Here is a 12,953-nt window from a genome sequence, read left to right as displayed (position 1 = left end):
AATCGGTATCTTTTTGTGAGCTGGTGGCCCTAAAACTCGATTCTGTAGTTCAGCACCGGCACCAGGCCCATCTGGTAATTTGTTTTGATGTCTTTGGTGGTGCGGTCGTAGTATTGGGCGTACATGTTCTGGCGGTTGGTTACGTTCTGCAGGTCCAGCGACAGGATGTAGGATGCTTTCGGGTTGTTCTTCCGGAAGCTCACCCGAATGTCGGACCTGAAGTAGGCATCGGCCTGGGCGCTATAGGCCTGCTCTTCCTTATACACCACATCGCCTTTCGCGCGCGACTTCTCCAGATCGATGGGCGTGTAGCGGTTGCCGCCGGCCCAGAGCAGTTTTATGTTCGTACCGATCAGGTTCTTGCCGCCTTTGCCCACCCTGAACTCCTTGCCCGCCAGAAAATTAGTAATGTAGTTGCCGTTAAAGCGCGTGCTGCGTTCTATCCCATCAGTAGCTGTGTACTTCGAATCGTAGAGCGAGGCCGTCATCAGGTAATAGAAATTATTGGTGAAGAATTTCTCGAGTGTCAGCTCCAGCCCGTAGTTGCGGCCGGTACCTTTGTTCACCAGGCTGTCGGTGGTGAAGCCCCCGGAAGCGTTGAGGCTCGAGAAGCTGCTGTTGCCCACACCTACGGGCACGTTGTAGAGGTGCTGGTAATAGGTTTCTGCTTTCAGACGCAGGTCCTCACGGAGCAGGTGGTCGTAGGCCAGCACGTAGTGGGCCGCTTTGGTAAAGCCGAGGTTCCGGTTGGGCTGCACCACTGCATCCTGCACCCGCTGCTCGGTAAAGTAGGTCGAGAGGGCTTCGTGGCGGCTATGCAGGCCAGCCCCTGCACTTAATGATCTGCCGGGCATGAGCTGCCACTTCAGGCCAACCCGTGGCTCCAGGCTGCTCTTCCCGTTCAGGGCAAAGTAGGTGGCGTGCACACCCGAGTTCAGCGTCAGCTTTTCTGAAAGGCGGTACTTCCACTGGCTATAGGCTTGTACCATGCTGGTGCTGCCGTCCTGCTGTATAAAGCGCACAAACTGGTAATCGTCGTTCTGCCCTTCGGAGCTGGCATCGTAGCCCAGCTGGCTCAGGATGATGCCCGACCGCAGGGTATGCTGGTTATTGAACTTGCGGTTGTAGAGGGTAGAGAGGCGGGTAGTGTTGTAGGTTATACGATGCCGATAAATCGGGAACGGCTCGTAGCTGTTCGACAGCGAATCGAAATCGACTTTGGTGAGTTTGGCAGCGTAACTGAGGGTGGTCTCCAGGTAGTCGTCTTTGCCCAGGAACAGCATGTGCGTGAGGCCTGTGGCTCCCATGTTAGCCGTATACACATCGTCAAAGCGGTCGTAGTAATCTTCCCATTTAGCGGCGTCTCTTTCAGCCCGCAGGTTCTGGCTGCTCAGTCCGCCTAAGCCCCAGAAAGAGAAAATGCCAGTCTTTGCTGTAGGAATACGTGTCTTAAACGAAAAGTCCTGAAATACCGGGGTCGCGTCGCCTGCAATCTTAATGCCCGCCGCATTCAGCAAGGCGAGGGTAGAATAGCGGTAGTTGGCCAGGTAAGAAGCTTTGGAGCCCTGCTTAAAGGGACCTTCGGCCGCAAAATCAACGCCGAGCACACCTGCCTGAAATGCATACTCCCGCTTTTCGTTGTTGCCGTTGCGCAGCCTGATGTCGAACACGCCGGAGAGGGCGTTGCCGTACTCGGAGGGGAAGGCGCCCGTGTAGAAGTCGGAATTATCGAGCATGTTCACGCTCAGGATACTCACTGCGCCACCTGCAGCGCCTTCTTCGGCAAAGTGGCTCGGGTTGGGTACCTCCACGCCTTCCACACGCCAGAGCACACCTCTTGGGGAGTTGCCCCGCACAATTATCTCGTTGCCCATGTCCTGGCTGGCGCTTACGCCGGCATAGTTCAGGGCGGCGCGGGCCGGATCGTTTATGCTGGCCGCATAGCGTTTGGTTTCCTCCACCGAAATGGAGCGGGCACTCAGCGTGGCCATCTCATTCAAAGGAGCGCCCTTGGCCTGCTGCCCGGCGCTTACCACCACCTCTTTCAGGCTTCGGAAAGATTCGGTCAGGCCAATGGTCAGGATTATCTCCTTGCCGGAGCCCAGCAGCAGTTCGGGCAGCACCTGCTCCTCGTAGCCTACAAAGCTGATGCGCAGCGTATGCCGCCCCACCGGCACCTGCTCCAGCCTGAAGTTGCCGTCCAGATCGGTTGTGGTGCCTATGGCCGGGCTGAGGTTGTAGATGGCTACCGTAGCGCCCGGCAGCGGCTCCTGCGACTCTTTGTCGATGATGCGGCCGCGGATGGTCTGTGTAAGCTGCTGGGCAACAGAGAAGGAGGGAATGCCTGCGAGTAAAAATAGGAATACCAGCAGACGGAAAACGATTGGCTTTTGTAACAGGTTCATAGTTTTATTTTGTGTAGTGAATGGGTGCGTAACTGTGGTGCAAAGCTACAAAAACCATGCTTATATAGTAAAAATACTATGTAGTGAGTGGTAACTATTATACCAACAGCCGTCTTTTTCAGATAAACTCCCTTTTTAACAGGATAGAAAGTTTCGGATGGTAGCCGTTTTGCGCAGCGCAGGTGAGTGGCTGTTGAGCTGAACCTGTCTGATAATCAGTTGAAAGTGATTGAGGGAAAGCCTTTTATGTTTTTCCAGTTTTTAACATTCGCGCTCTGCTTCTCGTTTAGCAGCAAAGGCAATAACCAAATCTATATGAAATACACGGCATTGATTACAGGCGCGTCAGGTGGCATTGGCTACCAGCTGGCAAAGCTTTTCGCAAAAGACGGGCACAACCTGGTGCTGGTGGCACGGTCGGAAGACAAACTGCAGCAGATGGCGCTGCAGTTTGCCATCAAATACAAAATATATACAAAAGTGATCGCGCAGGACCTGGCAAAGCCGGAGGCCCCGCAGCTTATTTTCGATGAACTTAAGAGAGAAGGGCTGCAGCTGGATATACTGGTGAACAATGCCGGCTTTGCCAACTACGGCTACTTCCGCGAAACCGACGTGCAGAAGGAACTGGCCATGATGCAGGTGAACATGCTCGCCCTGACGCACCTCACCAAGCTTTTTCTGGCCCAGATCCGCACCGACAGACCTGCCAAGGTGCTGAACATTGCCTCTACGGCTGCTTTTCCGCCGGGGCCGCTCATGGCAGTGTATTATGCCACCAAGGCCTATGTGCTATCGTTTTCGGAGGCGCTGGCGGCAGAGCAGGAGGGAACTAACGTGAGCATTACCGTGCTGTGCCCCGGCGCCACCGCCACCGACTTTAAAGAGCGCGCCAACCTGGATGGTTCCGGCATATTCAGGGATTCGCTGCTAGCCGATGCAAACGATGTGGCCAAAGCCGGGTACGAGGGCATGATGGCCGGTGAGGTGCTGGTGTTCCCAAGCCTGAAAGACAAACTTACGGCTTTTTCTGTGAGGCTGGCGCCACGCAGGCTCGTCCGGAAACTAGTGAAGGTGATACAGGAAAAAAGGTAGGACGCTGTAAGAGCTAAAAGTTAAAAGTTGTGAGCTGACTGGTGTTCTCTGCTGGTGCGAGCTTGCAGCTCGTACTTTCATGCCACTGGATTAAAGATGGGCAATACCAGGTTATTTTGGGCTTGCTGGAACCGGAGGAGAAAAGCGATATGAATTGCAGGCTCGCACCAGCGGTTTTAAAAAATACACATTAACGGGTGTTTATTACCAGGTGATCTTCAAATCTCCATACCAACCATTCAACCAGCAACAATCAGCAATTATTCTAATGAAAATGCCCCTCCATAGATTCTGCTGCTGCTAAAGGACTCATGCCGCAGGACTCTCCTAAAAGGTGAGAGTAAATTTTATTCACTCACTGAAAATTTTTATGCTGGTAACGCTGGTCCATTAGCTCTAACTCCTGTGGCAAGAGGAACGTGGTTATGGCGACATCCGCTTAGCAGGCTGCTTCCTAAAATCAGGAAGCAGGCCTGAAGCATCAATATAGTTTGTCTCATGGCCTGTGGGGCACGCTTATAGCTGCTTGGTCATTTTGAAATGTTGAATGCTGCCAAACAGCAGATAGGTTTTTTCTACCACCTCATACTCGTTTCGGCGGTAAAAGTTTACGGCGTAGTCGCGGGCCTGCAGCGTCATCAGGGTAGCTCCCATGTTTCTGGCCTTCTCTTCCAGGTAGGTTAGCAGCAGGTTTCCGAGGCCCTGGCCCTGCATGTCTTCCCGGATGCCCATAAAGCGGAGCTGCCCCTCCTGCGGCGTGTTCAGGTGCAGGCGGCAGACACCGACCGGCTCTCCGGCATCGCTGAGGAGCATGGCGTGCAGCGCAGAATCGTCATCATCTGCACGCTCGCTGCCGGGCGGCTGGTTCCAGGGGCGACGCAGGGTGTCGTAGCGGAGCTGGTAGTATTGCGCCAGCTCTTCTGGGGTGCGGGGTTCTATAATGGTCATAAGGCAAGTTAGCTGATTTCGAAATTACCAGTCAATAATTTTCAAATTAGAATAACTTTGTCGACAATTACTCGTGTAATTCTAACCTTCTAACAAGAAAAAAACAGCTATGGCCTCTTTCGATATTGTAAGCAAAGTTGATCCGCAGATGATGGACAACGCTGTGAATACAGCCCGGAAAGAAATCATGAACCGCTACGACTTCCGCGACACCAAGGGCTCCTTGGAGTACGACAAGAAATCGAGCGAGGTGCACATTTCTATGGAAAACGAGATGCGCCTGCAGCACACCGAAGACGTGCTGATCGGCAAGATGGTGAAGCAGGGCCTGGACGCCACGGCACTCGACTTCTCGAAGGAGCATTACCAGTCGGGCGCGATGGTGAAGAAAGAAATCAAGGTGAAAGCCGGCATCGACAAGGAAACCTCCAAAAAGATCATGAAGCTCATAAAAGACAGCAAAGCCAAAGTGTCGGCCGCTATTATGGATGAGCAGATCCGGGTAACAGGAAAAAAAATAGACGACCTGCAGGAGGTTATCGCCCTGATGAGAAGCAAGAGCGATGAGATCGGCATGCCGCTCCAGTTCGTCAACATGAAGTCTTAAGATTTTGCCGATTGTTGATTTGCCGGATTTTTTGAACAGGTTCAAACGCCTTCGTTTTACAAGTTCATTTGGCCGGGTTTGCAAATCACAACAATCAGGAAATGGTAAAACAAGCAGCCATTAACAAGTAGCAAACAAAAACTATGGAAATATTCGCTAATCCCGACACCTGGATAAGCCTGCTGACCCTGACCTTTATGGAGGTAGTGCTCGGCATCGACAATATTGTTTTCATATCGATTATTGTGGGCCGGCTCCCGCCTTCGGAGCAGGGCAAAGGTCGAACCATTGGCCTAACCCTGGCCCTTGTTTTCCGTGTTATCCTGCTGTTGGGTATTTCCTGGATCGTGAGCGCCAACACGCCGCTGTTCACCATCAACCTGCCCTTCACGCCAGAAGATTTTCCAGTTTCCTGGCGCGACATCATCTTGTTTGCAGGCGGTTTGTTCCTGCTGGCGAAAAGTACCACCGAAATACATAACAAGCTCGAAGGCGAGGAGGAAGGGCATGGCGGCGCCATAAAACACGCGACCATGTCAAAGGTGCTCGTACAGATCGTGCTAATCGACATCGTGTTCTCTTTCGACTCCATTCTGACGGCCGTAGGGCTGGCGCAGCACGTGGAGGTGATGATCGTGGCCGTTATTCTGGCCATGGGCATTATGCTCATTTTCGCCAAAATGGTGAGCGACTTTGTGAACAAGCACCCGACTGTGAAGATGCTGGCGCTCTCGTTCCTGCTCCTGATCGGTTTCATGCTGGTTATAGAGGCCCTGCACATGCACATCCCGAAAGGCTATATCTACTTTGCCATGTTCTTCTCGCTGCTGGTGGAGTTCCTGAACATGAAACTCCGCAAGAAGACACCTCCTGTGCAACTGCGGCAGAACGAGGTAATAGAACCTGGCGTAACGAGTGCTGAGAAGTGATCTTTAGTTCTGGCATAAACAGCAGCGGCTCCACCTACGGCAGGTGGAGCCGCTGCTGTTTGCAGAAGCAATTGTAGCGTGCTTTTGTTTTGCGATAGTAAATTATTCTAATGAAAAAGGCCCTCCGGAGGTTCTGCTGCTCGTGTTGCTGCGCCAGTATTTTACAAACACCTATTCTCTTTTATATAGCATCGATAATTTGTAATATTAGAGCTTGCTGAAATTCCGTTTTTGCAAGCGCAAAAGATACCTGTTAAACGAGCTCTCAAATCAGCAGGCACAGGTAAGTAGCCGAAGGGCAGATGCTCGTTTCATTAAATTTTACAGTATTGCCGTGTGCCTCAAAATAGTTCAGCCACCGTTCAACGCTTTCCATGGCATTCCGAAACCACTCCCTCGCCGTTTTCCTCCTGCTGACCCTCACCGCTATCGGCTGGCTGAGTATATACCTGCTGCGGCCTCCGGAGGCCTTGCCTGCCGATGCGCCTGCCCGGGAGTTTTCGGCGATCAGGGCCATGCAGCATGTGCGGCAGATTGCCCAAAAGCCGCATGCCATGGGTACAGCAGCCCATGCCGAAGTGCGCGAGTACCTGGTGCGGGAGATGGAAGAACTGGGGCTGGAAACGCAGGTGCAGGAGGCGATGGTGCGCAGTGCGCTGGTAGGCGGGGCCATGCCGGGGTATGTCTACAATGTTGTGGGGCGCCTGGCAGGGAGTGGCGGCAGTGGCAAAGCAGTACTCCTGATGGCGCACTACGACTCGCAACCCAATACCCCTGGCGCAGCCGATAATGCCGCCGGAGTGGCAGCCCTGCTCGAAACAGCCAGGGCGCTGCAACAGGAGGAGCCTCTGCGGCACGATCTCATCTTTTTGCTCACCGATGGAGAAGAGTATGGCTTGTATGGTGCCTGCGCTTTCTTGCAGCACCCCTGGGCCAGCGAGGTAAGCGTCGTGCTCAACCTCGACTCCAGGGGAAACACTGGCCCCAGTATGACCTTCGAGATGAGCCCCGAAAACGGGTGGATGGTGGAGCAGTTTGCAGCGGCGGCCCCTTATCCTTTTACCAGTTCGCTGATGTATGAGGTGTACCGTATGCTGCCGAACAACACCGACTTTACGCCTTTCCGGCAGGCGGGCTATACAGGCTTAAACTCAGCAGCGGTTGATGGTTTTGTGCACTACCACAAAATGACCGACTCACCGGAAAACCTGGATCCAGGCACCTTGCAGCACCACGGCAGCAACCTGCTCGCGCTGGTGCGGCACCTGGGCCATATTTCTTTAGACAATACCAAAGCACAGGACAAAGTATTTTTTAACCCCGCAGGCAGCTGGCTGGTACAGTACCCGCTTTGGCTAAATTATGTGTGGGTGGCCCTGCTGACCCTGCTTTTTATAGTTACTTGGGTAGTAGGGGCAAAGCGGCAGGCACTGACGGGGCTACAGGTAACCGGCAGCTTTTTTATGTATCTGTTGCTGCTGGCCCTCCTAGCAGGGGCTATGTATTTGCTAAACAATTCTGTGAACAGCCAGCTGCCTTACGCGCATGGCTTTAACGGCATGTATAGTGCTGATCAGTTTTTTATGGCTTATCTGCTGCTCACACTTGGCCTGTTTCTGTTGCTCAGTTGGCTGGCCCTGCGCTGGGTAAGTCTGTTCTCCATGTTGATGGGCGTTTACCTGCTGCTGTTAGTGCTTGTGCTGGCGGTTTGTTTCTTGCTGCTCTCCGCCACGTACCTGTTGCTCTTTCCGTTGCTGTTTTGCCTGGCCGGCACACTGCTCATTTTTCTGCGCGGCCTGCACCAGCAGCCTGACCGTTGGGGCACCGTGCTGATTCTGCTGGTGGCAGCCCTGCCGGCTGTTTTTATGCTGATGCCTTATGTACACTTTCTGTTCGTGATTTTTGAGCTGCAGTTGCCGCTGCCCATGATAGGCCTGCTCCTGCTGCTGGCTGGCTTGCTGCTGCCTTTGCTGCACCTGTTGGAGCAAAGCTACAGCTGGCGCATGTGGCCTTTGCTGCCGTTTGCGCTGATGCTGGCCGGAGGCATCCAACTTCTCATCGCCATCCGCAGCGAAGCTCCTTCGCCACAACAGCCGTTGCACAGTTCTGTTTCCTATTATTTAAATGCAGATAGCGGAGAGGCTTTCTGGGTTTCTCCTTTTCAGAAAACAGACGAGTGGAACAGTCAGTTTTTCCCGAAGCCTACTACAGGTTCCTTAACGGCGCTCTATCCTTTTGCTTCCCGCACCTACCTCCTAAATGCTGCCGACTCTGTGGCCGTGCCAGTGCCGCTTGCGGAGGTGCTGCAGGATTCTGTTGCGGGGGGAGAACGGTTTCTGCAGGTCAGGTTGTCTTCCCCGCGCGGAGCCGCACACCTGGAGCTGGCGCTGCAACCACAGAACGACAGTTTACATAGTGCCTCCCTGAACGGCGTGTCGCTGGATCTGACACCTGTAGAAGTAGCAGAAGAGCTACCCTACTATTTTGCCAGACTGTATGGCTTGCCTGTATCCAAAGAGGTTGTGCTGGAGGTGAGGGTAAAAGAGTCCGATCAACTACGCCTGCTCCTCTACGACCAGAGCATTGGCCTGCCGCCGCAACTGGTTAAAAAGCCCATGCCCGCCCATGTAATACCAGAACAAGGCCGCGATAGTAACCTGCTGGTGGTACGGAAAGGGTATCTGTTTTAAAGGAATAAAAAAGAAGTGAATTTAACCACGCAAAACCCTGAAGCAGAAGAAAATATAACAACGCTCCGAAGGCTGCTGCTGCAGCTGCAATAGACTTTACTGCAGCTGCTTTACTTCCACAGTTCTGTGGCTTTTTTGGCCATCCGGAAGAATACGTCGCGCTCCAGGCTGGCTACTTGGCGGGCCTCTTCTTCAGAGTAGCCGTTCTCTATGGCGTTCAGGTAGTCGTAGTAGAGTTGTGCCAATTCCAGCGAATCATCTTCGAAGGCCTCTACAAACTTCTCGTGGAGCATTTTATCCGGTTCAAAAACCTTGGATGGGTAAAGCTTGTCGAGCTGGTAGATCAGGTGTTTGCGGGAGGTGCTATCAGGCTGGCTGCCAAACAATTGCTCTATCGGCAACTCGTCGTTATCTTCCAGTTCCTCGTCTGCGTCGTCTTCCACAGCTACCGGCTCGTACATGATAATGTCGAAGCCCAGCAGTTCCAGGTATTCCTCAAACTGCTCTTTTATCGGGATGAGCGTCGGGGTTTCGTAGGGGTTGTTCAGGACTTCGGCCAGGTGCAGGGCTATCTCTTTCCCCTTTTCGCCGGCTCCGATCAGGATCTGGTTAAACTGTGTAAAATCGCAGCCGAGATATATGAATTTATACTCCTCGTCGAGCAGGGTAAAGCACCAGAGGGTTAGAAACTCCGTATCGTCGATCACAACGGTGTCGATGTAGAGTTCATTTATTTGTACAAAGTGCGGTGTATATTCCGGAGCATCCATAGCTGTTCGGTCGTTCAATGGTTCAGAAAGCAGCCTGTCGGTCCGGGGGGCAGGATGCTGCATCTAATGTCAATTTGTTATACGAATGACTCCAAAAGGCAGTTCTCCGTCGTAAAAAAGCTCCAGAGCTAGTCGTCTCGGTAAACAAAGTAAAGTATGGCGCCCAGCACTACCGCACTAACACGAATAGCCCAGCTGGCAGCGCCGCCCCATTGGCTTAGGCAGTTGAGTACCACCAGGTTAACGCCTAAAAACTCCAGCAGCAGGGATACGAAACCAAGGGTCAGGAGGATCATACCCGGGAACTTCATGAGTGGCGGATGATAAGGTGAGGCCTAATAGTAAACTTTTTACGGAGGCCAACTTTATATATGAAACAAACCGCTGTCTAAATATATAAATTTTTATTTGAAAATAACAATTATTTAATTGTCTCTATTTACAGAGCGAAATTGTGCCAGACAGGTGTCGTTTTGCTGCTGGGCTTGTTACAAGGGCCCTGAATAAGGATGGGATTTTAAAAAAGCAAGGACGATAAAGTTGGATGGCCCACTCTTGCCGCAAAATAACTTTATACGGGGCCATTTACTGGTCCGGGCCCGGTTGCCTGCCACAACACAGGTCATAAGAAAACTGCCACACAAGCGGATTTTTCTAATGAAATAGTGCCTGCTGAGCTGCTGCCGAAGTACCTCCTCAGATGCCCGGCTGCAGCTCAGAGCCCGTCTTCCATATCGCTGGTATCGTCTCTGTCTTCCTGGTTGTCGCGGTTGCGTTGGTTGTTGCTTTCGCGGTTAATGCGGTATGTAAAGCCAACATACACCATCTGGGTCTGGCGCTTGTTCCGGTTCAGCATTTCGAAGTTAGGGCCAAAACTCAGAAAGTTAAATTCCCTGGTATCAAAAATGTCTGTTACGCGCAACGATACGGTTCCCTGCTTTTTCAGCACGTCTTTCTTTATCCCCAGGTCTACGCCGTACATCTGCTCCATACGGCCCTGTATAGTTACCATCGGGGCCCGGTACTGCGCAGATAGCTGTATGGACAGGTCTTTCCACACGTTCATGGAGGAGTTGAGCTTGGTGTTCCAGCTAAACTGGTTGGTGCTGAGTTCGGTGTCGCCCTGGCTGTCGTTCAACTCTGTGCGGAAGCCGGAAATGCTGCCGTTTAAGCGCCACCAGTCGGTTAAGGCATGAGTGGCCACTACCTCCACACCATAATTGGAACCGGTGCTCAGGTTGATAAAAGAAGTAGCCGTTACGCCGGTTTCAGGATCGAACTCCCGGAAACGTTGCACCTGGTTGGTGGTGCGCCGGTAGAAAACGGTAGAGTTAAGCGAGGAGTTTTCCCAGTACTTCAGGTGCCCCAGCTCCAGCGAGTTAATAAACTCCGGGTTTAGCATTGGGTTGCCAAACCGGATGTTGAGCGGATCGGTGTAATTGATGAATGGGTTCAGGCTGCGGCTTCGGGGCCTGTTGATGCGGCGGCTGTAGCTGAACTGCAGCTTGTTGTCTTTGTCGATATCGTGGGTGATGAACACGCTGGGGAACAGGCTGAAGTAGTTGTTGCGGTACACCTCCTGCTGCGTGCGCTGGTCCGAGGTGGTGTTCGTCTGCTCGGCCCGTAGCCCTACCTGGTAGCTGATGCTGTTCCACTTGTTACTATAGTTGCTGTACAGGGCATGCACATATTCATCAAACACAAAGTGGTTGCTGCGCCCGGCATCATTGGCCCACTGCCCAGAGGTGTGGTCGTAGTTAAAGAAGAGGTTGTCGGTGTCCATGCGCTGGATGGAGGTGCGGTAACCGGCTTCTATTTTACTGTTTTCGGAGATCGGGTGCACGTAATCCGATTGAATGACGATACGGCGGAACATGTTGTCGGCGCCAGTGTGCTGGAGCAGCGGGAGCCTGCCGGCCGCTTCGTACACTTCCTCAAAATTGCTGAACTCGTCTTCGAGGTGATTGGTGTAGATAAAATCGGCTGTCAGTTCCTGCCCCTTCCGATCGAAAGTCTGGCGGTAGCCTAGCACATAGTCCATCGAGAAGTCCTCTTCGCGGTCGGTGCTGTTGCGGGTCTGGGCAGAGTCCAGGGCCTGGCTTTCGCCCAGGAAGCGGTATAGAATACGGTTGGTGCCTCTTTCTTTGCTGGTCCGGAGCAGGGTGGAGGCCGAGAGCGTATGCTTTGGCGTAAGGTAATAATCGACACCAAACCGGATGTTGTGCGAAATGTCGAGGTTGGTTCTGCTCTGGTTCTGGTTCAGGAAGCTCAGGCGATCGGGGTTGTTGCCGTTCGGGTGATAGGTGGTCCGGAAGCTGGAGCTGGTGCCGGGGCGGTTGCGCTGCCTGAAGTCGTAGCCACCATTCAGCGAGAGCTTGTTGTAGCGGTAGTTCAGGTTAAGCGAGCTGTTGTAGTTGTCGTAGGTGCCGGCGTTAAGGGAGGCAATGCCGTTGAAGCCCGATGTTTTGTCTTTTTTCAGGATCAGGTTAATAATGCCGCCCGTGCCTTCGGGGTCGTATTTGGAGGAAGGGTTGGTGATAAGCTCCACACGCTCGATCATGTTGGCCGGAATCTGGTCGAGGCTGAGGTTGGCGAGGGCGGTGCGCTTGCCATCTACCAGAATTGTGACATTGCTGCTGCCACGCATGCTCACGTTGCCGTCAATGTCTACCTCCACCGATGGCGCATTTTGCAGGGCCTCTGCCACAGAGCCGTTTTCAGCGGCAATATCCTGGCTGATGTTTACTACTTTCTTGTCCAGGTCGTACTGCACCAGCTCCCGCTGCGACACCACCTCCACCTCTCTCAGGGTAGTAGCCTTGGGTTTTAAACGGATGGTGCCTGCCGCCACCTCAGGCGCACCCTGCGAAACAGAGATGCCGGAGAACCGCGTAGGGTAGCCCACCACCGTAATGCGCATAATATAGCGGCCAAAAGGCACGCGCTCCATCACGAAAAGTCCGTCGAAGTCGGTGTTGGCGCCAGTTACCAGGCTGGAGTCGTCTGGCGTTAAGAGCACCACACTGGCCATGCCCACAGGTTGTTTGGTAGTAGCATCTACCACCGTGCCCGATATCTTGCCGGTTGCGCTTTGTGGTTGTGCAGCAAGTAAGCCCGGCATGCTAAGGAGGAGGCAAAAGGTAAAAAAAGTATAAATCAGTTTCATAGTTTCATAAAATAGAAAGCTCTCTGGGAGAGCTGTAGTTTTACTAATAGGGGCAGGGTGTGGCTAAATAAAAAAGGTGTTTCTGGTTCAGCAAAAGGTCAAAACCTGGTCAGTTTCGGAATAAATGCTGCCCGCTGGATCTTCAGCCTGTGTAAGTAAGACAGCTTAGCGCTCCATAAGTTTAACGAGCGTATCAGGTTTTTGTGATAGTTTTTGGTGGCGGGCCGCTCAGGGCCTGTAAAGGTTAGAAGGGCCTGAGTGACAGGCGTGACACGTGGGCAAAAACGCTTGATGTGCCCACTGCTAAGTTCGGGCGGGTATAAGCCAGTTCAGCAGCAGGCGA

At 52.9% G+C, this 12,953-nt stretch carries 9 protein-coding genes; 4 read left to right on the top strand and 5 right to left on the bottom strand.

All coding sequences use genetic code 11. The features are described from left to right. Nucleotides 1-29 precede the first annotated feature (29 nt). Nucleotides 30-2,405 (bottom strand): TonB-dependent receptor, encoded by a 2,376-nt coding sequence (locus tag FJM74_RS11015; protein ID WP_187262645.1) that lies wholly within the window; start codon nt 2,403-2,405, stop codon nt 30-32. A gap of 315 nt (nt 2,406-2,720) precedes the next feature. On the opposite strand from FJM74_RS11015, the gene FJM74_RS11010 reads away from it, so the two are divergent. Continuing rightward, nucleotides 2,721-3,500 carry an SDR family NAD(P)-dependent oxidoreductase gene (locus FJM74_RS11010; protein ID WP_187262644.1) on the top strand — a complete coding sequence of 260 codons (780 nt, stop codon included), beginning with the start codon at nt 2,721-2,723 and terminating at the stop codon, nt 3,498-3,500. 516 nt (nt 3,501-4,016) lie between these two features. On the opposite strand, the gene FJM74_RS11005 is transcribed toward FJM74_RS11010, so the two are convergent. Then, nucleotides 4,017-4,448 (bottom strand): GNAT family N-acetyltransferase, encoded by a 432-nt coding sequence (locus tag FJM74_RS11005; RefSeq protein WP_187262643.1) that lies wholly within the window; start codon nt 4,446-4,448, stop codon nt 4,017-4,019. A 109-nt stretch (nt 4,449-4,557) separates the two neighbouring features. Here FJM74_RS11005 and FJM74_RS11000 point away from each other — a divergent pair, with 109 nt between their 5' ends. The 3 genes from FJM74_RS11000 (at nt 4,558) to FJM74_RS10990 (ending at nt 8,674) form a co-directional block, all read left to right on the top strand. Further along, nucleotides 4,558-5,055, top strand: a complete 498-nt coding sequence (locus tag FJM74_RS11000; protein ID WP_187262642.1) for a YajQ family cyclic di-GMP-binding protein — start codon at nt 4,558-4,560, stop codon at nt 5,053-5,055. Nucleotides 5,056-5,198: 143 nt separating this feature from the next. Then, complete coding sequence (locus tag FJM74_RS10995) at nt 5,199-5,984, top strand: TerC family protein (RefSeq protein ID WP_187262641.1); 786 nt, start codon at nt 5,199-5,201, stop codon at nt 5,982-5,984. Nucleotides 5,985-6,358: 374 nt separating this feature from the next. Beyond that, nucleotides 6,359-8,674: a M20/M25/M40 family metallo-hydrolase gene (locus FJM74_RS10990; RefSeq protein ID WP_187262640.1), complete on the top strand. Its 2,316-nt coding sequence runs from the start codon at nt 6,359-6,361 to the stop codon at nt 8,672-8,674. 110 nt (nt 8,675-8,784) lie between these two features. Here FJM74_RS10990 and FJM74_RS10985 read toward each other — a convergent pair whose 3' ends face one another. From FJM74_RS10985 to FJM74_RS10975, 3 genes are all read right to left on the bottom strand, one after another. Further along, nucleotides 8,785-9,507 (bottom strand): hypothetical protein, encoded by a 723-nt coding sequence (locus FJM74_RS10985; RefSeq protein ID WP_241739070.1) that lies wholly within the window; start codon nt 9,505-9,507, stop codon nt 8,785-8,787. Between the two features lie 65 nt (nt 9,508-9,572). After that, on the bottom strand, nt 9,573-9,755 hold the full coding sequence (locus FJM74_RS10980; RefSeq protein ID WP_187262639.1) for a hypothetical protein: 183 nt from the start codon (nt 9,753-9,755) through the stop codon (nt 9,573-9,575). 404 nt (nt 9,756-10,159) lie between these two features. After that, entirely contained in the window at nt 10,160-12,610 is a 2,451-nt protein-coding gene (locus FJM74_RS10975; protein WP_187262638.1) for an outer membrane beta-barrel family protein, read from the bottom strand. Nucleotides 12,611-12,953 lie beyond the last annotated feature (343 nt).

It is taken from the genome of Pontibacter beigongshangensis, from assembly GCF_014332515.1.
GTDB lineage: Bacteria > Bacteroidota > Bacteroidia > Cytophagales > Hymenobacteraceae > Pontibacter > Pontibacter beigongshangensis.
The sequence above is the reverse complement of the archived record's forward strand: the minus strand, read 5'-3'. Positions and strand labels throughout refer to the sequence as shown.